This window comes from Corynebacterium sp. HMSC071F07 (assembly GCF_001810285.1).
In the GTDB taxonomy this organism is placed as follows: domain Bacteria; phylum Actinomycetota; class Actinomycetes; order Mycobacteriales; family Mycobacteriaceae; genus Corynebacterium; species Corynebacterium simulans.
Genome location: NZ_KV800714.1, coordinates 84551 through 108676, shown reverse-complemented (window position 1 = coordinate 108676; position 24126 = coordinate 84551). Strand labels below are relative to the sequence as shown.

The 24126-nt window shown below is 58.9% G+C and carries 20 protein-coding genes and 1 pseudogene; 10 read left to right on the top strand and 11 right to left on the bottom strand.

Annotated elements, in window-relative coordinates; genetic code table 11:
* Positions 1–74 precede the first annotated feature (74 nt).
* From trpS to HMPREF2724_RS08975, 4 genes are all read right to left on the bottom strand, one after another.
* Positions 75–1094, bottom strand: a complete 1020-nt coding sequence (trpS, locus tag HMPREF2724_RS08990; protein ID WP_070588257.1) for a tryptophan--tRNA ligase — start codon at positions 1092–1094, stop codon at positions 75–77.
* A gap of 98 nt (positions 1095–1192) precedes the next feature.
* Positions 1193–1384 (bottom strand): hypothetical protein, encoded by a 192-nt coding sequence (locus HMPREF2724_RS08985; RefSeq protein ID WP_049147434.1) that lies wholly within the window; start codon positions 1382–1384, stop codon positions 1193–1195.
* Positions 1385–1439: 55 nt separating this feature from the next.
* Positions 1440–2366, bottom strand: a complete 927-nt coding sequence (locus tag HMPREF2724_RS08980; protein ID WP_061920713.1) for an exodeoxyribonuclease III — start codon at positions 2364–2366, stop codon at positions 1440–1442.
* A gap of 102 nt (positions 2367–2468) precedes the next feature.
* Positions 2469–3641 carry an MFS transporter gene (locus HMPREF2724_RS08975; protein WP_082778551.1) on the bottom strand — a complete coding sequence of 391 codons (1173 nt, stop codon included), beginning with the start codon at positions 3639–3641 and terminating at the stop codon, positions 2469–2471.
* A 403-nt stretch (positions 3642–4044) separates the two neighbouring features.
* Here HMPREF2724_RS08975 and HMPREF2724_RS08970 point away from each other — a divergent pair, with 403 nt between their 5' ends.
* From HMPREF2724_RS08970 to HMPREF2724_RS08945, 6 genes and pseudogenes are all read left to right on the top strand, one after another.
* Positions 4045–5079, top strand: coding sequence for an iron-siderophore ABC transporter substrate-binding protein (locus HMPREF2724_RS08970; RefSeq protein WP_070588255.1), 1035 nt, complete (start codon positions 4045–4047; stop codon positions 5077–5079).
* 4 nt (positions 5080–5083) lie between these two features.
* A pseudogene (locus HMPREF2724_RS08965) lies at positions 5084–6075 on the top strand (FecCD family ABC transporter permease).
* On the top strand, positions 6075–7079 hold the full coding sequence (locus HMPREF2724_RS08960; protein WP_070456028.1) for a FecCD family ABC transporter permease: 1005 nt from the start codon (positions 6075–6077) through the stop codon (positions 7077–7079). Before HMPREF2724_RS08965 ends, HMPREF2724_RS08960 begins: the two are co-directional and overlap by 1 nt.
* A 15-nt stretch (positions 7080–7094) precedes the next feature.
* Positions 7095–7895: an ABC transporter ATP-binding protein gene (locus tag HMPREF2724_RS08955; protein WP_061920704.1), complete on the top strand. Its 801-nt coding sequence runs from the start codon at positions 7095–7097 to the stop codon at positions 7893–7895.
* Positions 7896–8798: a siderophore-interacting protein gene (locus HMPREF2724_RS08950; protein ID WP_062035784.1), complete on the top strand. Its 903-nt coding sequence runs from the start codon at positions 7896–7898 to the stop codon at positions 8796–8798. It abuts the gene before it with no gap.
* Between the two features lie 72 nt (positions 8799–8870).
* Positions 8871–11057 (top strand): NADP-dependent isocitrate dehydrogenase, encoded by a 2187-nt coding sequence (locus HMPREF2724_RS08945; RefSeq protein WP_061920835.1) that lies wholly within the window; start codon positions 8871–8873, stop codon positions 11055–11057.
* A gap of 109 nt (positions 11058–11166) precedes the next feature.
* Here the strand turns inward: HMPREF2724_RS08945 and HMPREF2724_RS08940 are convergent, their stop codons facing one another.
* Positions 11167–11949: a MerR family transcriptional regulator gene (locus tag HMPREF2724_RS08940; RefSeq protein WP_061920702.1), complete on the bottom strand. Its 783-nt coding sequence runs from the start codon at positions 11947–11949 to the stop codon at positions 11167–11169.
* A gap of 78 nt (positions 11950–12027) precedes the next feature.
* Here HMPREF2724_RS08940 and HMPREF2724_RS08935 point away from each other — a divergent pair, with 78 nt between their 5' ends.
* Complete coding sequence (locus HMPREF2724_RS08935) at positions 12028–14082, top strand: M3 family metallopeptidase (RefSeq protein ID WP_070588252.1); 2055 nt, start codon at positions 12028–12030, stop codon at positions 14080–14082.
* A 66-nt stretch (positions 14083–14148) separates the two neighbouring features.
* On the opposite strand, the gene HMPREF2724_RS08930 is transcribed toward HMPREF2724_RS08935, so the two are convergent.
* The 3 genes from HMPREF2724_RS08930 to pdxS all read right to left on the bottom strand — a co-directional run bounded on the left by HMPREF2724_RS08930 (position 14149) and on the right by pdxS (position 16767).
* Positions 14149–15165 (bottom strand): HNH endonuclease signature motif containing protein, encoded by a 1017-nt coding sequence (locus HMPREF2724_RS08930; protein ID WP_070456049.1) that lies wholly within the window; start codon positions 15163–15165, stop codon positions 14149–14151.
* Positions 15166–15251: 86 nt separating this feature from the next.
* Positions 15252–15845: a pyridoxal 5'-phosphate synthase glutaminase subunit PdxT gene (pdxT, locus tag HMPREF2724_RS08925; RefSeq protein ID WP_082778550.1), complete on the bottom strand. Its 594-nt coding sequence runs from the start codon at positions 15843–15845 to the stop codon at positions 15252–15254.
* Positions 15846–15858: 13 nt separating this feature from the next.
* Positions 15859–16767 carry a pyridoxal 5'-phosphate synthase lyase subunit PdxS gene (pdxS, locus tag HMPREF2724_RS08920; protein WP_070588358.1) on the bottom strand — a complete coding sequence of 303 codons (909 nt, stop codon included), beginning with the start codon at positions 16765–16767 and terminating at the stop codon, positions 15859–15861.
* Positions 16768–16848: 81 nt separating this feature from the next.
* Here pdxS and HMPREF2724_RS08915 point away from each other — a divergent pair, with 81 nt between their 5' ends.
* Positions 16849–18165: a MocR-like pyridoxine biosynthesis transcription factor PdxR gene (locus HMPREF2724_RS08915; protein WP_070588249.1), complete on the top strand. Its 1317-nt coding sequence runs from the start codon at positions 16849–16851 to the stop codon at positions 18163–18165.
* A 166-nt stretch (positions 18166–18331) separates the two neighbouring features.
* On the opposite strand, the gene HMPREF2724_RS08910 is transcribed toward HMPREF2724_RS08915, so the two are convergent.
* From HMPREF2724_RS08910 to HMPREF2724_RS08900, 3 genes are read right to left on the bottom strand one after another with little or no spacing between them, the layout of a single operon-like run.
* A complete protein-coding gene (locus HMPREF2724_RS08910; RefSeq protein WP_061920695.1) occupies positions 18332–19171 on the bottom strand; it encodes an SPFH domain-containing protein in 840 nt (279 codons plus the stop codon).
* Entirely contained in the window at positions 19171–19818 is a 648-nt protein-coding gene (locus tag HMPREF2724_RS08905) for a hypothetical protein (RefSeq protein WP_061920693.1), read from the bottom strand. The genes HMPREF2724_RS08910 and HMPREF2724_RS08905 overlap by 1 nt, the downstream gene beginning before the upstream one ends.
* 9 nt (positions 19819–19827) lie before the next feature.
* On the bottom strand, positions 19828–22476 hold the full coding sequence (locus HMPREF2724_RS08900) for a nitric-oxide reductase large subunit (RefSeq protein ID WP_070588246.1): 2649 nt from the start codon (positions 22474–22476) through the stop codon (positions 19828–19830).
* 403 nt (positions 22477–22879) lie between these two features.
* Between HMPREF2724_RS08900 and HMPREF2724_RS08895 the strand changes: the two genes are divergently transcribed.
* Complete coding sequence (locus tag HMPREF2724_RS08895) at positions 22880–23089, top strand: hypothetical protein (RefSeq protein WP_061920689.1); 210 nt, start codon at positions 22880–22882, stop codon at positions 23087–23089.
* A gap of 143 nt (positions 23090–23232) precedes the next feature.
* A partial coding sequence (locus HMPREF2724_RS08890) for an aminotransferase class I/II-fold pyridoxal phosphate-dependent enzyme (RefSeq protein WP_083306123.1) occupies positions 23233–24126 on the top strand: 894 nt, incomplete at its 3' end.

The following is a 24126-nucleotide window of genomic DNA, read 5'->3' as shown; positions in this document are numbered from 1 at the left end:
TATGAGTTTTCACATATAAGTTCAGACTACCCAGGTTAGCGTGTCATACCACCACCGCGCAGAATTGCTGGCTTTTACTTACGCAGTCGGGGGAGGAATCCGACTGCCTCGTAAACCTTCTCCACGAGCGGTTCTGCAATCTCCGAAGCCGCCTCTGCGCCTTTAGCCAGCAGGCGTTCCAGCTCGCCGCGGTCCGCCATGAGCTCGTCGTAGCGCGACTTCAAAGGAGTAGTAAACGCCTCCAGCGCATCGGCGGTATCCACCTTGAGGTGGCCATAGCCCTTATCGGCGTACTTCTCCACCAGCGCATCAATCTTCTCGCCCGTGAGCGCAGACTGGATGACCAGCAAATTAGACACGCCCGGCTGCTTTTCGCGGTCGAAGGCCACAACGCCCAAGTCATCGGTGACCGCAGACTTGATGCGCTTCGCGGAAGTCTTAGGCGGATCCAGCAGGTTAATAAGGCCCTTTGGGTTATCTCCCGACTTCGACATCTTCGAAGTCGGCTCCTGCAGGTCATAGATCTTCGCAGCGCCTTCCGGAATGAATGGTTCCGGAACGCGGAAAACCTCGCCGTATTTGTTGTTAAAGCGCTCCGCCAGGTTGCGGGTTAGCTCCAGGTGCTGGCGCTGGTCCTCGCCCAGCGGCACGTAGTCCGGGGAGTACAGGAGGATATCGGCTGCCATCAGCATTGGGTAAGTAAACAGGCCAACCGTTGTGCGATCCGAGCCGTGCTTTGCAGACTTATCCTTGAACTGGGTCATGCGGGAGGCCTCGCCGAAACCGGTCAGGCACTGCAGCACCCAAGTCAGCTCCGTATGTGCCGGAACGTGGGACTGAACAAAAAGCGTGGACTTTTCCGGGTCAATGCCCAGCGCAATAAGCTGTGCGGCACCCGCGACGGTGCGGTTGCGCAACTCCTCCGGATTCTGCTCGACGGTAATCGCGTGCAGATCAGGGATGAAGTAGAAGGCCTCGTAGCCGTTTTGCAGATCGATCCACTGCTTCAGCGCTCCCAAGTAGTTACCCAGGTGATAGGAATCAGCCGTGGGTTGGATACCGGACAGTACGCGGGATGGATTCTGCTCATTCATGGTTATTCACTCTACCCCGGCAGCTGCAGCGCGCACCCAAGAGATCAAAAATGCCCCTTCCCCAAAGGCAGGAAAGAGGCATCAAAGATGCGCAGGCTTTAAAGCTTGCGGGAGGTTGGCGCATGAACGTCGAGCATAACTGCCCAACCAGCGACCATGAACGCGCCGCCGACGCCCTGGAGGATAATAGGAGCCAGGAAGGCGAAGGACGGACCTACGATGGTCCACCACCAAATACCCAGGCCGAGCAGTACGGCGCCGAGCACGAAGTAAATAATTGCGCGGGTCATTAGGTTCTCCGTATACGAACTTAAGGGTTTAAAGACTGATCCAGTTTAACACCGCTTAGCGATACTGCACCAGCAAAGGGGAATGATCGGACCACCGCTCCTCCACGCTTGGTGCTTTTTCCACCCAGCTTTTTTCTACACGGGAGAGCAAGTCCTTGGTCGCCGCCTGATAATCGATGCGCCAGCCTGCGTCATTATTAAAAGCCTGGCCGCGATAGGTCCACCAGGTATATGGACCATCAGCCTCTGGCGCCAAGCGCCTTGCAACGTCGTACCATTTGACGTCTTCCTCCCCCGGCACGCGGGTGGACCAGTCAGTCTTGGTCGCATACTCCACGACGCCCAGGTAATCGCCCAACCCCTTCTTCGGTTGCGGCGCGTCGTCCGGGAAGGTGCCAAAGACGTGATCCATGAAAGCGCGCTCTTCCGGCAGGTGGCCCGACTTCTTCTCGTTGGCCTTGTTGTTTTTCAGATCCTGCGCGCGATGGCAGATATTCCAGTCACCGCCGATAACTGCCTGCGGGTAAGCCTCTGCCAGCTCAGACAACACGCCTGAGAACTCGTCGAGGAAAAGGTACTTTTCATCGAGCTTTGGCGAATCCGTATCGCCCGAAGGCAGGTACAGCGACGCCACTCGAACGTCCTTGCCCTCTGGGTCCTTAACGGTAGCCGCAATGAAGCGACCGGCATCGAGGAAGGAACCGAAGCCAACGGTGACGTCGCTAAGCGGCGTGCGCGACAAGATTCCCACGCCCGCGCGCCCCTTAGCGGCAGCCTCTGCCTGCTCGAGGTGCCAGCCGGCCTCCAAAGCTGGGGCAAGCGCCTTCTCCGTCTCCTTCGGATTCGCGCGGACTTCCTGCATGAGGACAACGTCCGCCGCAGTCTCAGCAAGCCACGCATTCATGCCTGGGTTGTTTTCATTGCGCTGCCTGCAGGCGGCGCGAATTCCGTTGACGTTAACGCTTGCGATAGTAAAAGTCATGCGCGCCAGTCTACTTACGCGCGAGCAGACAAACCGCAACCGCCACCGCGGCTAGTGCCGTGCCCGCCAGCGCCGGTGGATGCCTGAGAGCTCATAGCCTCTCTAGCTTTGTTCGATGATCTTGCTATAAACACCGCTTCGCTTGGCGGTTACCTGCGTGATGAACCAGACGACGATACCGCCCGATGCGAGCACCGCACCGACAAGCGAGGTGGCGTTGTAGTCAAAGCCCGCACCGACGACGAGTCCGCCCAAAGCCGCGCCCGAGGCGTTCGCGATGTTCAACGCGGACTGGTTGAACGCGGAAGCCAGGGTCTGAGCATCGCCGGCAACAATCATGAGGCGCAGCTGCAGCGATGGGATAAGGACGGAGCCGAAGAAGGCTAGGAAACCGAACGCGGTGGCGGCCACCCACAGACTATGGGCGCCGAAGAAGAAGATAAGGGAGGTCGCAACCAAGCAGAGGAGGGCGAAGACGATAGAGTATTCGGTGTTGCGGTCAGCAAGCGCGCCGCCAACCGCGTTGCCGATGGTCATTCCGATGCCGTAAATCATCAGCACCGCCCAGGTCCAGTGCTCTGGCATTCCCGCAACTTCGGTCATCGTCCAGGTGATGTAGGTGTAGACGGCGAACATGCCGCCGAAGCCGACGATGCCCATGATGACAGAAAGCCATACCTGCAGGTTCTTCAAAGCGCCCAGCTCAGTGGAGATATCCGTCGAAGGCATCTGGGTCATGTGTGGGAAAAGGAAAAACAGCAGAATCATCGTCGCCAGCGCGAGCAGGACGACGAGGAAGTAAGCCGCGTGCCAACCCAAGCTCTGGCCCAGCGCCTGGGCTGCTGGCACGCCGACGACCGTGGCAACGGCCAAACCCATGCCGATTGCGGCCATCGCCTTACCGCGAGCGCCTTTCGGCGCCATCGCCGCAGCCGAGAGGTTGGCCACGGAGAAATAAGCGCCGTGCGGCAAGCCTGCGATAAAACGGGCAATAAGTAACGTCGCCAGGTTCGGCGCCAGTGCCGTCAGTAGGTTGCCAATCAGAAGAAATGCGATCAGCAAAATGATCAGTCGACGGCGCGGGAATTTGCCCGTTACCGCAGAAATCACCGGCGCACCGACCACAACGCCGAGCGCGTAGACCGAAATCAGCGTCGAGGCAGCGTCCTCCGTAATGCCGAAGTCACCTGCGATAAGCGGCAGCAAGCCCATCGACACGAACTCGGTGGTGCCAATCGAAAACGCACCCAGCGCAAGGGCGAGGGTAACCAGCATACGGCGGGCATTGGAAATCTCGGTTTGGCGGGGGACGCGGGGCTTGGGTGCGGCGTCGGCAAGCAAGGCATCGGCACGCGAAGCATCGGCAGGCGAAGCATCGGCACGCGAAGCGTCGGGACGCGAAGCGTCGGGACGCGAACTATCGGCGGACGCGGCGGGAGAAGAGACAGGTTTCACGTGCGGAGACCTTAGCGCGGGGCAGACAGTGTGCGTAAGTCGGAAAGACTGAACTGGGTTATTCCCACACCGTCGGACTTTTGTGCCAAAGCTCACACCGCAGAAATTGCGCAACATAGTCGTTGCATAATAGGCTTGCCTGAGTTAGAACAGGATTACCTTATCCAGTAATCACTGCTGATCCACCAAGCAAGGAGATCTCCCCCTCGTACGTGCACAAAGCATCATCGCCTCCGTCGCAGCGGCAGCCACGCTATTCAGCGTCACCGCCTGCTCGTCCGAAGAATCGACCAGCAACGAGTCTGTCTCCTCTGCAGACAACGCGAACTCGGCCGCTTTCCCCGTCACCATCGAGCACGCTTTCAGTGAGACCACTATCGAGAAGGCGCCTGAGCGCGTAGCCACCGTTGGCTGGGCCAACCACGAGGTCCCCCTTGCCCTTGGCGTTGCACCAGTGGGCATGTCCAAGTCCACCTGGGGCGATGACAACGGCAACGGCATCATGCCGTGGACCGAAGAAAAGCTAAAGGAGCTCGGTGCTGAAACCCCGACGCTTTTCGATGAAACCGACGGCATCCCCTTCGAGCAGGTCGCCGATCCCCAGCCGGACGTCATTCTGGCCTCCTACTCTGGCTTGACGCAAGAGGACTACGACACGCTGTCCAAGATCGCTCCCGTCGTGGCCTACCCCGATGTTCCATGGGCTACGTCCATGGAAGAGATGGTGGAGATGAACGCTGAGGCCATCGGCAAGGAAGACGAAGGCAAAAAGCTTGTCGACGACCTCGATAAACAAACCGAAAAGGCCCTGAGCAAATATCCAGACTTAAAGGACAAGAAGCTCCTGTTCACCGCATTCGGCGGCACCACTGACGCCTCCAAGATTGGTTTCTTTACCACTGAGGATCCGCGCATGGGCTTCCTTGCTGAACACGGTCTCGGAACCCCGGACATCGTAGAGAAGAACTCCAAGGGCGCGAAGCAGTTCTGGGTTGAGGTCTCGGCCGAAAAGCCGGAAGAATTCAACGACGTCGATCTCGTCGTGGCCTACTCCTCCGGCAACGCGGCGGATGACAAGAAGGCTTTGGAGGAAATGCAAAAGGATCCACTTAAGGGCAAGATTCCGGCCGTCAAGGCTGGCCACGTTGTTTTCCTCGACAACGGCCCACTTGGTGCTTCTGCTAACCAATCTCCGCTTTCTATTCCATGGGGTATCGATAAATACTTCGAGCGCTTGAACTCCGGTTTGCAGGGCTAATTCCATGACGGCTAAAAAGACCGCCGTCAGCATCGGACTATTGGCCGCCACTGTTGCCACAGTGGTGGCTTCGGTCATGTTTGGCGTGCGCACGATTTCCCTATCCGACGCCCTCTCAGCGCTTAGCGGTTCCACTGCCACCGCCAGTGAGGCCGCCGCCTACTTGCGCGTGCCCCGCACCGTTTTGGCACTATTCGTCGGAGCTGCACTCGCCATGTCGGGCACCACGTTGCAAGCCATGACCCGCAATCCCCTCGCCGACCCCGGCATCTTCGGCATCCTGTCTGGTGCTTCCCTCGCTGTGGTCGTGGGTATCGCGTTCTTCGGACTCTCGCGCCCTGTTCCGACGATGATTGTGTCCATCATCGGTTCTTTCGCGGCCGCGGCGTTTGTTTATTTCGTCGGTTCCCTAGGCCACGGAGGCGCTACTCCCCTAAAGCTCGCGCTGTCCGGCGCCGCTACAGCCGCGGCCTGCTCGAGCTTGGTCAGCGCCGTGCTTTTGCCCCGCACCGATGTCATGGACCAGTTCCGTTTCTGGCAAATGGCTCCGTTGGCGGCGCCCAGTGGCCGCATATCGCTATGGCCCTGCCTTTCCTAGTGCTGGGTCTTGTCATCGTGTTGGCCTGTTCGACAGCGCTCAACGCACTTGCGCTTGGCGACGACGTCGCCACCGGCCTCGGCATCAACGTCCTGCGTGCGCGCCTAATCTCCGTTGTCGGGGCAGTCATCTTGTGCGGCACGGCCACGGCGCTCGCCGGCCCCATCGCTTTTGTGGGCCTTATCGTCCCTCACATGATGCGCATGGCCCTAGGAACCGACCATCGACTTCTCCTGCCGATGACCGGCCTCGCCGGCGCCTTCCTGCTCGTCGCAGCCGATACTTTGGGCCGCATCGTCGCACGCCCCAGCGAGATTGCCGTCGGAATCCTCACCCCGCTTATCGGAGCGCCATTGTTTATTTGGATCGTCCGTCGCACAAAGGTGCGTGATCTCTAATGCAAACACTCCAGCAGCAGCGCCGTGCCCGCACTCGTTCTTTTGCCTGGTGCCTTAGCGCGCTCATCGCTCTCATCGTAGTGTTGTGGGCCGCCAGACTCATGTTTGGCGAGACCTTCTACGGCCCCCAGAAGATCCTCCAGGTCTTACTCGGAGAGACCGTTCCCGGCGCTTCCTTTACCGTCGGCGAACTACGCCTGCCGCGGGCCACCGTGGCCGTGGCTGCAGGAATCGCTTTCGGCATCGCCGGTGTGACCTTCCAAACCATGCTGCGCAACCAGCTAGCCTCGCCGGATATCATCGGCATCTCCTCCGGCGCCTCAGCCGCAGGCATTACGGCAATCGTCTTTTTCAATGCTTCCCAAACCACAGTCTCGATTTGGTCGCTGCTGTGTTCCCTCGCTGTTGCCGGAGCCATCTATTTGTTGTCGCTCAAGTCAGGTTTTACTGGCACCCGCCTGATTCTCATCGGCATCGGTATGTCCGCAATCTTGCAGGCCTGGACGAACTTCGTGCTATCGAAAGCACCGTCTTATGACCTGCCCACGGCCACACGGTGGATTACGGGCTCACTCAACACCATGTCTTGGCAGCGTGGCCTCCCCCTCCTCGTGGCGGTAGTAGTCATCGCGCCGGTCATGGTTATGCTCGGCCACAAACTCAACGTGCTACGGCTTGGCGACGACCTCGCCGTCGGACTCGGCCTCCGCCTTAACGCTGTACGCGTTACGGCAATTGTCGGTGCGGTCATCCTCATCGCAGTGGCCACCGCTTCGACAGGCCCCATTGCATTCGTGGAATTTATGGCAGGGCCAATCGCCACCCGGCTTTTCCGTCAGGGACCTTCGATGATCGCTCCCGCCGGTGCCATCGGCGCCATCCTAGTTCTTGCTGCGGACATGGCCGGACAATACTTCTTCGGCACCCGCTATCCGGTCGGAGTCGTCACCGGTGCGCTCGGCGCTCCCTTCCTTATCTATTTGCTTACCCGTACCAACCGTTAGGACACCGTCGCCACAATGAAACAATCAGCACAACTTTCCGCGCAGGAAATCACCCTAAGCTACGGCGAGCACGACATCTTAAGCGATCTATCCCTCTCGCTCGCCCCAGGAAAGATAACCTCCATCGTCGGCCCAAACGGCTGCGGTAAGTCGACCCTCCTACGTTCGCTCTCCCGCCTGCTAAAGCCAACACACGGCGACATTTTCCTAGACGGTAAGGAGATTGCCGACATCCCGACCAAACAGCTCGCCACGTCGCTGGGCTTGCTACCGCAATCACCAATCGCGCCGGACGGAATCGTGGTCGCGGACCTCATCGGCCGCGGGCGTACTCCGCACCAGGGGCTGCTTGGCCGCTGGAGTCAGGAAGACTACGCAATTGTGGAAGAATCGATGGAGCTGACGGGCGTCGCCAGCCTGGCGCAGCGCTCCATCGATGAGCTCTCGGGCGGCCAACGCCAACGCGTGTGGATCACCATGGCACTAGCCCAGCGCACCGACATCTTGCTCTTGGATGAGCCCACCACCTATCTCGATATCAAGCATCAGCTCGAAGTCCTCGACCTGCTGGTGGACTTGAACGAAAAGCATGACACCACCATCGTGATGGTCATCCATGACCTCAACTTGGCTGCCCGGTACTCCGATGCGCTCATCGCTGTTAAAGATGGCACGGTCTACGCTCAAGGCACCCCGCAGGAAGTTTTGACACACCAGACCGTGCACGACGTGTTCGGTGTTGACTCGGTCATCGTTGATGATCCAGTCTCGGGGCTGCCGGCTGTCATGCCGATTGGGAAAAGGAGGGTGAAATAAGTGGCCTATCAACCATTCCGCGCGACCGTCGTCGACTCCACGCGGATTTCGCCAAGCTTTCAACGCGTACGCCTGTCTGGATTGAAAGAAATGGGCCCTGCAGGTGCGATCCACGATCTGCGCATCAAGCTGATCATCCCCGGCCCTGCCGGCCTGCCTGAACTGCCTGCCGCAGAAGATTGGTTCAGTTCCTGGCAAAAGCTCGACCCGGCTACCCGCGGAGCGATGCGCACATATTCTGTACGCGATTTAGACCGCGAAAACGGCATCCTCACCGTCGACTTCGTCCTGCATACTGCCCCTGGGCAAACCGGGCCAGCATCTTCTTGGGCACACGCGGCCAAACCCGGCGATAGCATTTACGTGATTGCTCCCCACGCCACCGACGCCCCAGGCCCCGGCATCGAATTCCAGCCCGGCGAGTCCCGCGAAATCCACATTCTGGGCGATGAAACCGCACTGCCTGCAATCGCCCGCATCCTCGACGAATGGCCGGCGGGGCTGACCGGCACCGTGCACATTGCGGTGCCCTACTTCCAGGATGCCCAAGCACTCGCTGCTCCAGCCGGTGTCAAGGTGGAATTCCTCCCGCACGACGAAGCCTCACTTATCGGCGCCCTCGCCCACCTCGCAGGTCTTCCCTCTCCCGCCCCTGCCGATAAAGACTTACAACCGAACTCCTTAAGCAGCGTCGTGGAGCGCGAAATCCTCTGGGAAACCCCCGCCTATTCCTCTTCCGGTGAAGAACTAGGCGAGCGCGCTGCAAGCGATGCGTATTGGTGGATTGCGGGAGAAAGCGGCGTCGTCAAGCGTATGCGTCGATTGCTGGTTAAAGAGGCCGGCGTGCCCCGTTCGGCTGTGTCTTTCATGGGATATTGGAAGCGAGGGGTCTCTGAGGGGTAGTCGTCAACGCCGCGAATACTAAGTAGGTATTCTGGTAGGTCGAAACATTTTCACGTTTTAATTAGGAGAATCATGGCAAAGATTATCTGGACCCGCACGGACGAAGCTCCGCTGCTTGCAACCTACTCTTTCAAGCCGGTTGTTGAGGCCTTCGCCTCCACCGCAGACATCGAGGTAGAAACCCGCGATATCTCCCTGGCCGGCCGCATCCTGGCGCAGTTCCCGGAGCGCCTCGGCGACAAGAAGGTCGAAGACGCCCTCGCTGAGCTGGGCAAGCTGGCTAAGACTCCGGAAGCTAACATCATCAAGCTGCCGAACATCTCCGCTTCCCTCGTCCAGCTAAAGAAGGCAATCGCTGAGCTGCAGGCTGCAGGTTACGACGTCCCGGATTACGAGGACGCGCAGGAGGCCTACGCTGTGGTTACCGGTTCCGCTGTGAACCCGGTGCTGCGTGAGGGCAACTCGGACCGCCGCGCTCCCATCGCAGTGAAGAACTTCGCGAAGAAGTACCCACACAAGATGGGCGCTTGGTCTGCTGATTCCAAGACCAACGTGGCCACCATGTCTGATAACGACTTCCGTCACAACGAGAAGTCCGTCATCCTGGAGCAGGATGACACCCTTTCCATCAAGCTCGTTGCTGAGGACGGCACTGAGACCGTCCTGTTGGAGAAGCTGCCGGTTCTAAAGGGCGAGGTTGTTGACGGCACCTTCATTTCCGCAAAGGCTCTGGATGAGTTCCTGAAGGCTCAGGTTGCACGCGCTAAGGAAGAGGGCGTTCTCTTCTCTGCTCACTTGAAGGCCACCATGATGAAGGTCTCTGACCCGATCATCTTCGGCCACGTTGTGCGCGCTTACTTCGCTGATGTCTTTGCACAGTACGGCGAGCAGCTTGAGGCCGCTGGTCTCAATGGCGAGAACGGCCTCGGCGCTATCTACGAGGGCCTGAACTCCCTCGAGAATGGCGAAGAGATCAACGCCGCATTCGACGCTGCTCTCGAAAATGGTCCGGACCTGGCTATGGTCAACTCCGCTAAGGGCATCAGCAACCTGCACGTCCCATCTGACGTCATCATCGACGCTTCCATGCCGGCCATGATCCGCACCTCCGGCCACATGTGGAACAAGAATGATGAAGAGCAGGACACCTTGGCTGTCATCCCTGATTCTTCTTACGCTGGCGTCTACCAGGCAGTTATCGATGATTGCAAGGCGAATGGCGCTTTCGATCCTTCCACCATGGGTACCGTTCCGAACGTCGGCTTGATGGCTCAGAAGGCTGAGGAGTACGGTTCCCACAACAAGACCTTCAAGGTGCCGGAGAACGGCACCGTGCAATTGACTAACTCCGCTGGCGACGTCCTCATCGAGCACGACGTCGAGGCAGGCGACATCTGGCGCGCTTGCCAGACCAAGGATGCTCCGATCCAGGATTGGGTCAAGCTGGCTGTTAACCGCGCTCGCCTTTCCGGCATGAAGACCATCTTCTGGCTGGACCCGGAGCGCGCACACGACCGCAACATCACCTCCTTGGTTGAGAAGTACCTCCAAGACCACGACACCGAGGGCTTGGATATCTCCATCGCCTCCCCGGTCGAGGCAACCAAGATCTCCATCGAGCGCATCCGTAAGGGCGAAGACACCATCTCCGTCACCGGCAACGTGCTGCGTGACTACAACACCGACCTGTTCCCAATTCTCGAGCTCGGCACCTCCGCAAAGATGCTGTCTGTGGTTCCGCTGATGGCTGGCGGCGGCCTCTTCGAGACCGGTGCAGGCGGATCCGCTCCGAAGCACGTTCAGCAGGTTGAGGAAGAAAACCACCTGCGCTGGGATTCCCTGGGCGAGTTCCTTGCTCTGGCTGAGTCCTTCCGCCACGAGCTCAATGCGCACGGAAACACTAAGGCAGGCGTACTTGCCGACGCCCTCGACAAGGCCACCGAGACCCTCCTCGACGAGGGCAACTCCCCGTCCCGTAAGGTCGGTGAGAACGACAACCGTGGTTCTCACTTCCACTTGACCCTCAACTGGGCGAAGGAGCTGGCTGCTCAGACCGAAGATACTGAGCTGGCCGAGACCTTCAAGCCGGTTGCTGAGGCACTCGAGGCTAAGAAGGACGAGATCCAGCAGGGTCTGCTCGATGTTCAGGGCTCCCCAGCTGATCTGGGCGGCTACTACGCACCGGACGAGGAAAAGATTTCCTCCGTCATGCGCCCGGTTGCTGCCTTCAACGAGATCATTGACGGTCTGAAGAAGTAAACCGTAACAATTCGGCTCCCTTCTCTTACGGAGGGGAGCCTTTTTGTTGCTCGAGTACGGCGCTGAGTTGAGCTCGGTGCTTAGGCTTGCTTGGTGCGTTTGAGCATCACTAACGCCATTGCGCGGTGCCTGGGTCGATTCCCGCGGCGTGTGCGGCGGCGTTAATCGCGTCTTGGAGCCACTGCGCAAGACCTGGCGCCTGGGAATCGTAGTGAGCGCGGAAACGCTCGTCGGCGGTGTAGCCGCGCGCGATAAGCACATGTTTGGACTTCGATACTGGAAAGTGCTCACCTAACAATTCGCGGTGTCGCTCTACCAGCTGTAAAGCTTCCGGCGCCGTGGGGTCCATTCCGGCCGTACAAGCAGCGGCTAGCTCACGCTCGAGTTTTTCATGGCGTTGCTTAAGCTCTTCCCAGTCTGCCACGTTGCGGCGGACTGCATTGCGCTGGGAGATAGCCCAGTCTTCCGTATCGCCATAGGTTTCTTCGGCTTCGGCATGGTGTTCGGCGAAACTATCGCCAAGCACTGCCGCAATCTGCGAAACCGAGAGATTGTTGTTATTCATGGTTTCCTCCAAAAGAATATCGAGTGCGCGCACTTGTTCATCAAGGCGGCGTTGTCTTTCCATGAGCATCGCCCGCTGGCGGCGTAGGTGTTCCACCGGACTATCTCCCGCTTCCAAGGCCGCAGCTATATCTTTAAGCGGCATCCCCGTAGCGCGGTAGACCACAACTTTTTGCGCCCGTGCGATGTCTTGCTCCGAATAAAGCCGGTAGTTAGACCACGTACGAGCGTTCGGTATAACAAGTCCGCGTTCTTCCCAGTAGTGCAGAGTACGTACGCTGACTCCCAGAAATTCTGCGGCTTCGCCTACTTCCATGTGTGTGCTCATACCAAAATTTCACTCCCTTACGTCGCGTGAGAGTCAACTCACTCCGCTTCAGCCCCTTATTGGGTACATTGTTCACTTATGAATAATCCACTGCTTTCTCCGTCTACTCTGCCCTACCAATTGCCACCTTTTGCCGAGATTAAAGAAAAGCACTTCCTCCCAGCATTTCACGAGGCTCTTCAGCTTCACGATGCCGAAATCGCCGCCATCGTAGATAATCCCGCCGACCCGACGTGGGAAAACACCGTCGAGGCACTAGAGAGCTCCGGACAAGACCTGGAACGCGTCATTGCTGTCTTTGCGAATCTCTCCGGAACCGATATCACCGACGGTATGGAGGCCATCGGTTCGCAGCTGTGGCCAGAGCTTTCCGCCCATCAAGATGCGATCTATCAAAATGCGGTTCTCTACGCCCGTTTGAAGGAAGTGGGCGTAGACGTGCCCAAGGATGAGGAATCCCAGCGTCTATATGCTCATTTGCTGCGTACGTTTGCTCGCAAAGGCGCGGACTTAGATTCCGCAAGCAAGGCCCGGCTTTCGGAAATCAATCAGCGTCTTTCGACTCTGTCTGAGGAATTCGGCCGCACGCTGATGAAATCAACCCGAAAACTCGCGGTGGAGCTCACGGAACAGGAGTTGGAAGGCCTGCCGGAGGAGCGGAAGGCCTCTGCGAGCGCGGATGCAAAAGCTCTGGGTCGTGAAGGCTTCGTAATTCCTCTAGAGCTGCCAACTGTGCAATCGGAGCAGGCCCGTCTCGTGCAGCCGGAGGCTCGTGCGAAGCTTTATGAGGCGTCTGCTCGCCGCGGCGAAGGAAACGCAGAAGGTCTCATCGAGGCGGTGCAGCTGCGTGCCGAACGCGCAGAACTTTTGGGTTTTGCCTCGCATGCGGACTACGTCATCTCTGAGGAAACTGCAGGAAATGCCCAGGCAGCTCGCGATATGCTCTTCCAACTAGCACCTGCGGCTGAGGCCAACGCAGAAGGCGAACAGAAGTTGTTCGCCGAGGCAGCGAGCCTGCGCGATGAGGACTTTGGCGCAGCGGATTGGCCGTATTGGGAGTCGCAGGTGCGTGCTCGCGATTTTTCGCTGGACGAGGAAGAACTACGCAAGTACTTCCCCCTCGAACAGGTCTTGGAGGAAGGCGTATTCGCTGCTGCAAATCGTCTTTACGGCATCGTGGTTGTCCCGCGTGATGACTTGGAGGGATATGCTGAGGGCGTGCGCGTGTGGGAGGTCTTCGACGAGGGCCAGGATCCCGCAGCGGACAAGGACAATGGCATCGGCCTGTTTGTCACTGATTACTTCGGCCGCCCCACCAAACGCGGCGGGGCATGGATGAGCGAGTTTGTGGGTCAGGCAGGTCTGCTTGAGCGCAAACCGGTGATCGTGAACGTCATGGGAATTACCAAGCCGGCCGATGGTTCACAGCCGCTGCTGAGTTTGGACGAGCTGCGCACCGTCTTCCACGAGTTTGGCCATGCGCTGCATGGTTTACTCTCGGATGTCCGATATCCCACTTTCGCAGGTACAAACGTCCCCCGCGACTGGGTCGAGTTTCCCTCGCAGATTAATGAGAACTGGGCATTGGAGCCAGCACTGGTGAAGCGTTACGCCCGCCACGTGGATACCGGCGAAGTCATCCCCGATACACTCTTGCAGGCAGTTTCGGAAGCCAGCGAGTTCGGCCAGGGCTTTGCCACGGTGGAATACCTAGCGGCCTCGATTGTGGACTTGGCGTGGCACTCGCTTTCATTCGACGAAACCGCAGACCTCAAGGCGGCGGAGGTTGCGCAGTTCGAGAAGCAAGCCCTAGCCAAGGCCGGGCTGAACGACCCGCTTATCGCGCCGCGCTACCGTTCCCAGTACTTCAACCACATCTTCGCCGGCGGATACTCTGCAGGCTATTACTCCTACCTCTGGGCCGAGGTCCTCGACGCCGATGGATTTTCTTGGTTCAAGGAAGAAGGCGCCGGTGACTCGGACGAGCAAGCTCGTGCAGCTGGCGAGAAATTCCGCAAGCTCATCTTGTCCAAGGGCGCATCGCGCGATTTCACCGAACCCTACCGCGAACTGCGTGGCCGAGACAAGGACGTCGAGCCGCTGCTCAAGCGCCGCGGCCTCGCTGGTGCTTAAGGCATGCGTGTAGGCGCAATCGCCTAAGCGATTGCGCTAGTTCTGGCAACTACAGCTGGGTTACTGCTAGGTAACGAAGGTAGGCGGAGCTTCGTACGGTGGCTGCCATGCCACCCGCCCACCGATGCGGAGCATGCGCCCGCGTTCGGGAGGCGCATTCGGGTCATCGCCGTTTACACCGTTGTGGTAGGAACACAGCGGAACCATATTTGAAACGTTGGTTTCGCCACCGTGTCCCCAAGGCTCGATGTGGTGTATCTGGCAACGCTCAGCCGGAACTTTGCAATCCGGCCAGGCGCAGGTGGGGTTTTCTGCTGACAACATCTTTCGCTGCTTCGGCGAAGCAAAGCGCGACATGCGGTATAGATCCACCGGCCCTTCCTCGCGGCTAATCAGAGTAACGAATCCCTCGCCGGAAAAAGTATGCTCAAGATACTCCGCACCAGTCATTGTGGCACCGGAGGTAGTGCGCAAAATAACATCGCCATCACCGCGACCATTACCGCGCTGCAGCTCGCAATAATCCTCGAGGCGGACTACCACCATCGTGGTAGCCTGCGTGCGCACTCCACCCTCGGACTGCGACTCCAAGAAGCTCGCGCCAGGGCGAGACTGGTCGATGCCTTTGAATACATCCGTAATTCCCATGGAAGAACCAGTGACGGTCAGCGTGGCCAGACCGTTGGGGTGCTGGCGCAAAGTGGCACGTTCAGATGCCACCCGCGGCGGCTGCATCTCCTTGAGGCGTTTGCGCGCGAGCCTTTCTACCTCTGGCGACGCCGCCGCGCAGAGTTCGACGCGCAAATTCCACGCCGCTACTTTCTTCTTAACTCGCGAAACAAAATGTTCGATGCGCCGCAGGGTGCTCAGGCTATGCTGCTGGTTTCGCGCGTGTGCAACGGCGGTGCGTTGCTTCTTGCTAAACGACGTCGGCCCAAAATAGGTGCTGTGGAGCGCCAGAAGCTCGGCGGCATCAGCAGACGTGGCACCTAAAGAAATCAGCTGTGCGGCAGACATGCCTTCGCACTCAGCGACGAGGTCAACGCCTCGGCTGAGTGCTGCAAGGTATGTCTTAAGGCTCATAGCCATCAAGCTACCCAGGCCTTCTACCAGGCACAACGCCTTGGCACCCAGGATGGTCAAATTCGCAGCTATCTGGCGGTTTAAAGCTACACGCTTAAGCCTGCCAACCACCGCGCGTGGATGCGGTCATCGCCATTTTCTTCTGGATGGAAGCTCAAAGCGATGACGTTGTCTTCCCGTACTCCCACGACAACTGGAGTTCCGTCCCTCTCAGGAACGGTGGCAATTACTTCCACCCCTGCGCCATGCGAGGTAACAACAGGCGCGCGGATGAAAGACGCCTCCACAGCCAGATCCTCCTCATCCAAGCGCACGGGCACAGTGCGCTCTTCAGAGAAGCGCTGGTTACCGAATCCATTGCGGCGCACGACGACGTCAAGCACACCGAGGCTCTGTTGCCCAGGCGCCGGATTCTCCAGTTCACGGGCAGAGTAAATCAGTCCGGCGCAGGTGGCGAGGACGGGCAGGCCGGCACGGATGGCGTCGCGAAGCGGCTGCGCAAGCTCGAAGGCGCGAGCAAGGCGGTCGATGGTGGAAGACTCGCCGCCTGGAAACACGATGCCATCAAGGCCATCCAAATCCCGGGGCAAGCGCACGCGGGTTACGTGTGCGCCGAGAGATTCCAGAATCGCAACGTGTTCCTCGACGCCGCCTTGCAAGGCCAGCACGCCAATCGTCAGCGCTTTGCCAGTCTTACCAGCCACGTTCAGCCAAACGGTGCGGAGCCGGAACGTCAGCTACGTTGATGCCTACCATCGCCTCGCCGAGACCGCGGGAAATCTTCGCCAGCTCAGCCGGCTGGTCATACAGCGTGGCCGCCTTAACGATGGCCTCCGCGCGAGCAGCCGGATTGCCAGACTTGAAGATACCGGAGCCGACGAAGACGCCCTCGGCGCCCATCTGACGGACGAGTGCGGCGTCGGCAGGCGTTGCGACACCACCGGCAACGAAGAGCACGACCGGCAGCTTGCCTGCCTCTGCCACCTCTGCGACAAGGTCGTACGGAGCCTGCAACTCCTTGGCTGCGACATACAGCTCATCGCGATCCAGGTGCTGCAGGCGGGCAATCTCGCCACGAATGGTACGCAGGTGCTTTACTGCCTCGGAGACGTCGCCGGTGCCGGCTTCGCCCTTGGAACGAATCATGGCAGCACCCTCAGTGATACGGCGCAGCGCTTCACCCAGGTTGGTAGCACCGCAGACGAAAGGCACATCGAAGTCCCACTTGTTGATGTGGTTGACGTAATCGGCCGGAGATAGAACCTCGGACTCGTCAATAAAGTCCACACCGAGCTCAGCCAGGATCTGAGCTTCAACGAAGTGGCCAATACGAGACTTTGCCATCACCGGGATGGAAACCGCATCGACGATTCCCTCAATAAGGTCCGGATCCGACATACGAGCGACGCCGCCCTGCGCGCGAATATCCGCTGGCACACGCTCCAAGGCCATGACGGCGGCAGCACCAGCATCTTCGGCGATCTTTGCCTGTTCCGGGGTAACGACGTCCATGATGACGCCGCCTTTAAGCATATCCGCGAGGCCGCGCTTGACGCGGGTGGTTGCAATCTTGGAAGTATTTTCAGTCTTGTTTTCAGCCATGCGAATCATCGAACCGCATAAAGTGGTCCACAACAAGGTCCAATCTAGGTCATTTGGATTAGACCACTTTAAGATGAGGATATGAATTTAGGCCTCGACCCGGACGATTCGCGGACGCTGCCAGTGCAGATTGCGGCAGCCATCCGCGAGATGGTTGCCACTGGCGCACTGCTGCCAGGCGAGCAGATAGATTCAACCCGCACCTTATCGGCGCAGCTAGGCGTCTCGCGCGGAACTGTGGTAACCGCTTTCGATCAACTCATCGCCGAGGGCTACCTCGTCGCAAGCACAGGCTCCGGAACCCGCATCAATCCTCGCCTCCACCCCACCAAAGCCCCCGCGCCCGCCCCGAAATCGCACACCCCACCGCCCCTCAACCGGGTGGAGCTAACCCCCGGCCTACCCGATACAACGAGCCTCATCACCCCCGAATGGCGTGCTGCCTGGCGCAACGCCGCCGCGCTTGCCAACGCTCCCCTTCTAACCCAAGAAATCGGTCACCACCTCCGCCACATGCGCGGCCTTGCGGTAGATCCGGATCGCATCCTCGTCACCGCCGGTGCGCGTGAGGGGCTTGCGTTGTTATTGCGGGGCGTCGCTAAGCAGCTGCGTATTGGCGTGGAATCGCCGGGTTATCCCAGTCTGCGCAAGGTACCGGAGGCTTTAGGCCATACCCTCGTGGAAGTACCTACCGATTCAGAGGGTGTGCGTGTTCCGCTAACGGACCTAGATGCGCTCATCGTCACTCCGAGCCATCAATATCCGTACGGCGATTCCCTCTCGGCTGCTCGTCGAACGGAGCTGGTGCGGTGGGCACGGGAGACGGGGGTACTCATCATTGAGGACGATTTCGACTCCGAACTGCGCTACGTAGGCCAACCTTTGCCCGCGCTGACTGCCCTCGAGCCCGAGCACACGGCGCTGTTGGGCACGTTTAGCTCGGTGATCTCCCCGACCATCGCTTGTGGATATCTCGTCGTCCCGGAGCACCTGCGCGAGCCGCTTGTGCAGCAGCGTCAGCTTTTTGGGCAGCCCGTGAGCTCTATTACCCAAGATGCGTTGGCGGGGTTTATGGCCAGCGGTGCGCTGCGCCGCCACACCGGCAAAATGCGCCGCGCTTACCGACGCCGCCGTGACCTAGTCACCGCCACCTTCCGCACGCTACCTGGCGTCGAGCTGCTGCCGATTCGCGGTGGTCTGCACGCTGTGTTGCTCTGCGAACGCCCAGCGGCAGCGGTGGTCACACGGGCAGCGGAACAGGGAATCGGACTTACTGCACTAGCTGATTACTGGGGCGGAGAGGAAGCACCGAACGGAGTCGTATTGGGCTTTGGCCACCTCAGCGACTTGGAATTGGCGCTAGCACTCGCTGCGGTCGCAGAAGCCGCATCTCTTTAATGGGTAGGATCTCGCACTGATTGCGCACTCATGCGCGTGCGCAGCCAACCTGCCTACGAGCATGCCTGGCGGCACTGAGCCGCGTGCAGGAAAAGCCGAAAGGGCCACGCATAGAACGTGACCCTTTAGTTGCTGCGCTAACGGTTTACTGCGGCTGCCTAGGACGTTACTTATCCTCAGCCTTTTTAGCGCCGGCTAGCTGCGAGAAGTTCTCGTTGAAATCCTTAAATCCCTTCGAGAAGGTGCCGAGGTTATCCATGAAGCCACCCATGATGTCCATCGGCAGTGGGAAGACGATGGTGGAGTTCTGGTCTGCGCCTAACTCCAGCACCGTCTGCAGGTAACGAAGCTGCAAAGCCGCAGGAGCCTTACCCAGCTCCTCCGCGGCTTCTCGCAGCTCGCGGGAGGACTGAAGTTCGCCGTGTGCGGAGATGACCTTGGCGCGACGCTCACGCTCGGCTTCTGCCTCGCGGGCAAGGGCACGCTGCATCATTTCTGGGATTTCCACGTCCTTGATCTCCACGATGCGGGTGATTACGCCCCAGCGCTCGGTCTGGCCGTTGATGATATTCGCAAGATCCTCGTTGAGTTCTTCGCGGTGCGCGAGGAGATCATCGAGATCCGCGCGGCCCAACAGGCTACGCAGAGTCGTCTGCGCGATTTGCGACGTAGCGACGGCATAGTTTTCCACTTCCAGCACGGCCTTGAGCGAATCCGTCACCTCGAACATGACCACGGCGTTCACGCGCACGGAGACGTTGTCCTTGGTAATGATTTCCTGCGGCGGGATGGTAAGTGTCACCACACGCTGGTCCACGCGCTCGAGCTTATCGATGCCCGGCCACATGAAATGCAGGCCCGGCTCCATGAGCGGACGCAGATGGCCGAATCGGAAGGCCACTCCGCGCTCGTACTGTTTGATGACTTTCAGCGAGTACATCAAAAAGACGATGATGAGCGCGACGATGATGCCGATGACGATCGGCCAGAAAACGAGTGCTGACATTAGCTAGCTTCTTCCTTCTTGCGTTCCGAGCGATAACGGCTGGACTTGCCGTACTTCGAACCATAGCGGTCGATTTGGGCGGCCAGCTCGGCTTCACGGTTGTCCATTTCGGGGACGACGATCTGCGGCGCATTCGATGGCGTATTCCACAGGTGGCGTGCCAACGGATAGACACCAAGACCGGTAATCACCAAGACGGTGGCAAGGGTGATAAGCACCTCGGACAGCGAGTGGTTGGTAATTAGGGACGACAGCGGGAGCAGGTAGCCCATAGCGGCCACCGCGAGGGCAATTCCGCGGTGGAAACGACCAGAGTCGGAGTGTGGCCATGGGTCGAGCTGCCGGGTGACTTCCCTGCCATGGTGGGAGACCGTGCAGGCATCCTTTACTGGACAGGTATTGCACACCGTGGGGTTGGCGCGGTAACGCATGACGCGGTTTTCCGGGTCAAAGCTCGACGGCCAAAGCCACTGATCTTCAGGGCACTGCCAGGCGTCGTGTTCCTCCAAGTAGCGGAAAGTGCCAGCGCGGTTAGCCATGGTGCGGTTGGCGGTTTGCTTCGCCATAGCATCAAAGCCCCACGCTACAACCAGAAGAAACAGGCCGTAGCACACCGCCAGGAGGGTAAAGATTCCTGGAGCTTGCATTATGTGTCCCTACTTCTTCTGATCCGGTTTATTCTGATTTGACCTTTTCTGGCCAGGATTACCGTCCGCCCGCTTGTCGGAGCGGTAGGTGCCGCCCCACTTGGTGCGCGATTCGAACTCTGGGTCCTGTGGGCCAGAAGCTGCAGAATCGCCGCGGCCCGAGTCCGGGGCTTGCTCTTCAACGAAGGCGCCACGCTCGTCGATGTAGCCATAGCGGCGGCCTGCCACTCGTCCAGTGCTGTGCGCGCCGTCGCGGGTATCCACACGACCCTTTCCGCCGGAGACAAGGCCGACGCTGGAGGCAGCGCCCGCGACGGGCACCTCGCCGGCGTGGTCGTCGTCGTCAGGCGCGATGATGCTAAACAGCGGATCCTTCGGGTGCTCTTCGATGGTCGGGATTTCCTTGTTAAACAGCACGCCCTTGAGCGCCATCCACAGGAACGGGATGATGCCGGCTAAGAACATGACGTCGCCAGGCATGCGCAGCCACTCCATGATGAAGTTGCCAGGCTCGGTGATGTAGCCCAGGGAACGTGCCTCGACGTATCCGGAAGCCACGGATTCGTAGAGCTGCATAACGCCCAACGGGAGCAGCGAAATAACAACCATCCACAGCAGACCGATGTTCTGCAGCCAGAAGGACCACGCCATGGCCTTGTCGGACCACTTTTCCTTCGGGATAAGGTAGCGCAGCGCGAATACGGACAGGCCGACGGCCAGGAAGCCGTAGACGCCCATCATGGCGCCGTGTGCGTGGTTTGCGGTCAGCGCGGTACCAATCTCGTAGTAGGAGACGATTGGCAGGTTGACTAGGAAGCCGAAGACGCCGGCGCCCAAGAAGTTCCAGAAGCCAACTGCAACCAGGAACATAACTGCCCAACGGTGTGGGAATGGGCGTTCGCCGGAGGCGCGCTGACGGGAACCGAGCTGCATGAAGGTCCAAGCCTCAACGGTCAGCAGGGTCAGCGGCACGACCTCGGCAGCAGAGAAGAAAGCGCCAAGTGCCATGTGCTCAACCGGGGTACCGGAGAAGTACAGGTGGTGCATAGTGCCCAAAACGCCACCGGTGGAGTACAAAATAATGTCCAAGAAGATGATGCCGAGGGCGATCTTTTCGCGGATGACGCCGAGAAGCACGAAGACATAGGCCACCATCACGGTGGTAAACAGCTCGAGGAAGTCCTCCACCCACAGGTGGACGACCCAGAAGCGCCAGAACTCGGCAACAGAGATATGGGTCTCGGAGCCAGCCAGGTTACCCACTGCATAGAAAGCAGGGATGGCGATGCCGGCGTAGAAGAACAGCCACGGCATATTGGACTTGTGTTCGTACTTCAGGCGGCCGCGCAGCTGGCGGAAGATGATGCCAATCCAGACAAACATGCCCACAGTGAGCAGAATCTGGAAGAAGCGCGGCAGGTCAAGGAACTCCCACTGCTGGGAGAACAGGGTGCCTTCCTTGATGTAGCCCATAGTGGACAGCCACTCGAAGGCCATGGAGCCAAAGACCACAAACGCGATGGCACCGAGCAGGAACCAAACCAGCCAGTGCTGCTTCTTCGGTTCCTTCTTGCCCACGAAAGAGGCCAAGAAAATACCGGCAGCAAGCAGGCCGCCTGCAGTCCATAGCAGCGACAGCTGGAGGTGCCAAGTACGCGAGACGTTATACGGCAGGATCTCCTGCAATAGGATACCGAAGAAGCCGGTTAGCTCCGTGCGGTAGTGCTGTGAGGCTGCACCCAGGAGCGCCTGGATGAGGAAGAGCAATGCGATGACAAGGACAAACCATGCCACGACCTTCTGCGACTTGGTAAGACCTACCTCGCCCGGCTGGGTGAAGTCGAGGTTTGGCGCCTCTTCTGCGTGCCAACCAATGGACTTAGACCAACGGCCATAAATCGCGAAGATAAGGCCGGTGCCGCCGATCAGCGCGATGAGCGAGAGCACAGACCAGACCACGAGGTCTGCGGTCGGGCCGTTATCCACGCGTGGCTCAGCCGGCCAGTTGTTGGTATAGGAGTAATCGTGGCCCGGGCGCTCTGCCGCAGAAGCCCATGCAGTCCAACCGAAGAAACCAACAAGGTTGTTGATCTGCTTTTTGTCTGTAATGAACTCAGATGGAAGTCCCTTGTTATGAGAGTCTTCGCCAAAGTACTTCGCGTAGTAGTCCTTGTTGGACTCGAAAGCAGCGATTTGGTTATCGGTCCACTTCAGTACACCAGTTGCTTCGTCGTAGCGGTTGGTGCGGAACTCCTGCTGGACTGCTTCTTCTGGAGTCGCGTCCGGGGAGATGAAATCGGGATAACCGTTGGCGTCGTTAAGCTCGCGTGCCTTATCCAAAGACATGCGGAGGTATTCCGCCGTGTAGTCAGGGCCTAAGTAGGCGCCGTGGCCCATGACGGAGCCGTATTGCTGCAGGCCGCGGGTTTGGTAGAGAGCCTGACCGTTCAGAATCTCATCCTTGGTCAGGATGGTCTCACCGGTGGTTTCGGAAACAATCTTTTCCGGAAGAGGCATAGACGCGTTGTAAGTGCGGTACGCCAAGAAACCCATGACTAGAAAGCCAAAGATCATGACTAAGGCGACGCCCTGCCCCCACACGCTGCTGAGCTTAAGGACCGGCTTGCGGCGGTCCTCGTGGCTAGTAGTGGTGGACATATATTTTCCTGTCTTCTCAATGTGCTGACGCTTAGACTGCGCGCCAAGGTGTCCCGAGGCAGAAGGCACCCACACCGATTATGGACGGAAAAACTAGAGTTAAATAGCTGGGCGCGCGCCCACCTTCCCCAAAGGCGGTCATACGGAAGGTTGACATCCGCCAATAGCTAGACCATTCCCCCATTGCTGACTTTCAGCTAATTTTTATATCTCCCCAAGTAAAACGCAATAATGTACGTCGACCACACCTCCCGATTTGCTTTATCCTTAAAGCGATTTCCCAACGATGTTAATTCGATCACCATTCGCAAAGCACTGCAAAAATCAGAGTACATAGAGGTTAACGCCACCAACCCCAACCTCAAAAGTTGTTTAATTCGGATTTTGTCGTATTATTTTAAGCATGACTTTCGCAGAGCACACCAAGCGCAACTGGCTAATCACCCTCTTTGCCACCATCTTCCTTGCGGCGATTGTTTCGATGATTTTTCTGAACGACCCACACCAAACCGTCACGGTCGCAATGGTCTTCATTGCGGCTGCCTTACTACTCTTCGGCGGAATCCTAGGCGGCTGGTACCTCATCCATCAGCGCGCGGGCTCCCAAAAATAGACACGCGCTAAACTCACACCGCGACTAGCGGTCGGCTACCTGCCGACCGCTTTGTCTGTTTTTATTCATTTCACTTGCTGGGCAAACGTCAAATTTTCTCCACATCCATGCCCATTATGAACCGCTTGGTCTAGTCTTTGCTCATGGCTACAAAATACGACACCAGCAACTTAGAAAACCTCGCCCTCGCTACCCGCTGCCTGCACGTAGGCCAGGATCTCGACGGCTCCACCAACTCTCGCAACATTCCGATTTACCAAACCACCTCCTACGTCTTTGATTCGGCCGAGCATGCCGCCGCTCGCTTTGCGCTTGCCGACGCCGGCCCCATCTACACCCGGCTGACAAATCCCACGGTGGACGCACTCGAGCGTCGTCTAGCGGCGCTCGAAGGCGGCGTAGCCGCAGTCGCCTTTGCCTCTGGCCAGGCGGCAGAAACCGCCGCCATCGAAACGCTGGCTGGCGCGGGCGACCACATCGTGGCCTCCCCTCGCCTCTATGGCGGAACGAATAGCCTTTTTACCCATACGCTGCACCGTCTCGGCATTGAAGTAACTCTGGTCGAGGAACCCGATGATCCGCAGTCATGGCAGTGCGCTGTGCGCGGAAATACCAAGGCTTTTTATGGAGAGACCTTCGGCAACCCGGTGGCAGATGTGCTGGATATTCCGGCAATCGCTGAGGTAGCGCATGCAAACCAGGTGCCGCTGATTGTGGACAACACCATCGCTACCGCGGCACTGGCGCGCCCGTTAGAGCTCGGCGCGGACGTCGTCGTCGCCTCCACCACCAAATTCTATTCCGGCTCGGGCTCGGCCATCGGTGGCGTCATCGTCGACGGCGGCACCTTTGACTGGACCGTTCAGCGCGACGGCAAGCCGGTGTTTCCGTTCTTCACCGAACCCGACGAAAGTTACCATGGCCTGCGCTTCGCAGACCTCGGCGAACCGGCTTTCGCACTGCGCGCCCGCGCTGGCATCCTCCGCGATACGGGCGCCGCAGTCTCGCCTTTCAACGCTTGGCTGACCTTAACCGGG

Coding starts and splice junctions, on each gene's coding strand:
- HMPREF2724_RS08940 (WP_061920702.1), bottom strand. CDS start 11,949: ATGAGCACACACATGGAAGTAGGCGAAGCCGCAGAATTTCTGGGAGTC.
- pdxS (WP_070588358.1), bottom strand. CDS start 16,767: ATGGCTGAAAACAAGACTGAAAATACTTCCAAGATTGCAACCACCCGC.
- HMPREF2724_RS08895 (WP_061920689.1), top strand. CDS start 22,880: ATGACTTTCGCAGAGCACACCAAGCGCAACTGGCTAATCACCCTCTTT.
- HMPREF2724_RS08915 (WP_070588249.1), top strand. CDS start 16,849: ATGAATTTAGGCCTCGACCCGGACGATTCGCGGACGCTGCCAGTGCAG.
- HMPREF2724_RS08905 (WP_061920693.1), bottom strand. CDS start 19,818: ATGCAAGCTCCAGGAATCTTTACCCTCCTGGCGGTGTGCTACGGCCTG.
- HMPREF2724_RS08960 (WP_070456028.1), top strand. CDS start 6,075: ATGCAAACACTCCAGCAGCAGCGCCGTGCCCGCACTCGTTCTTTTGCC.
- HMPREF2724_RS08980 (WP_061920713.1), bottom strand. CDS start 2,366: ATGACTTTTACTATCGCAAGCGTTAACGTCAACGGAATTCGCGCCGCC.
- HMPREF2724_RS08930 (WP_070456049.1), bottom strand. CDS start 15,165: ATGAGCCTTAAGACATACCTTGCAGCACTCAGCCGAGGCGTTGACCTC.
- HMPREF2724_RS08945 (WP_061920835.1), top strand. CDS start 8,871: ATGGCAAAGATTATCTGGACCCGCACGGACGAAGCTCCGCTGCTTGCA.
- trpS (WP_070588257.1), bottom strand. CDS start 1,094: ATGAATGAGCAGAATCCATCCCGCGTACTGTCCGGTATCCAACCCACG.
- HMPREF2724_RS08955 (WP_061920704.1), top strand. CDS start 7,095: ATGAAACAATCAGCACAACTTTCCGCGCAGGAAATCACCCTAAGCTAC.
- HMPREF2724_RS08900 (WP_070588246.1), bottom strand. CDS start 22,476: ATGTCCACCACTACTAGCCACGAGGACCGCCGCAAGCCGGTCCTTAAG.
- HMPREF2724_RS08975 (WP_082778551.1), bottom strand. CDS start 3,641: ATGCTGGTTACCCTCGCCCTTGCGCTGGGTGCGTTTTCGATTGGCACC.
- HMPREF2724_RS08910 (WP_061920695.1), bottom strand. CDS start 19,171: ATGTCAGCACTCGTTTTCTGGCCGATCGTCATCGGCATCATCGTCGCG.
- HMPREF2724_RS08985 (WP_049147434.1), bottom strand. CDS start 1,384: ATGACCCGCGCAATTATTTACTTCGTGCTCGGCGCCGTACTGCTCGGC.
- HMPREF2724_RS08935 (WP_070588252.1), top strand. CDS start 12,028: ATGAATAATCCACTGCTTTCTCCGTCTACTCTGCCCTACCAATTGCCA.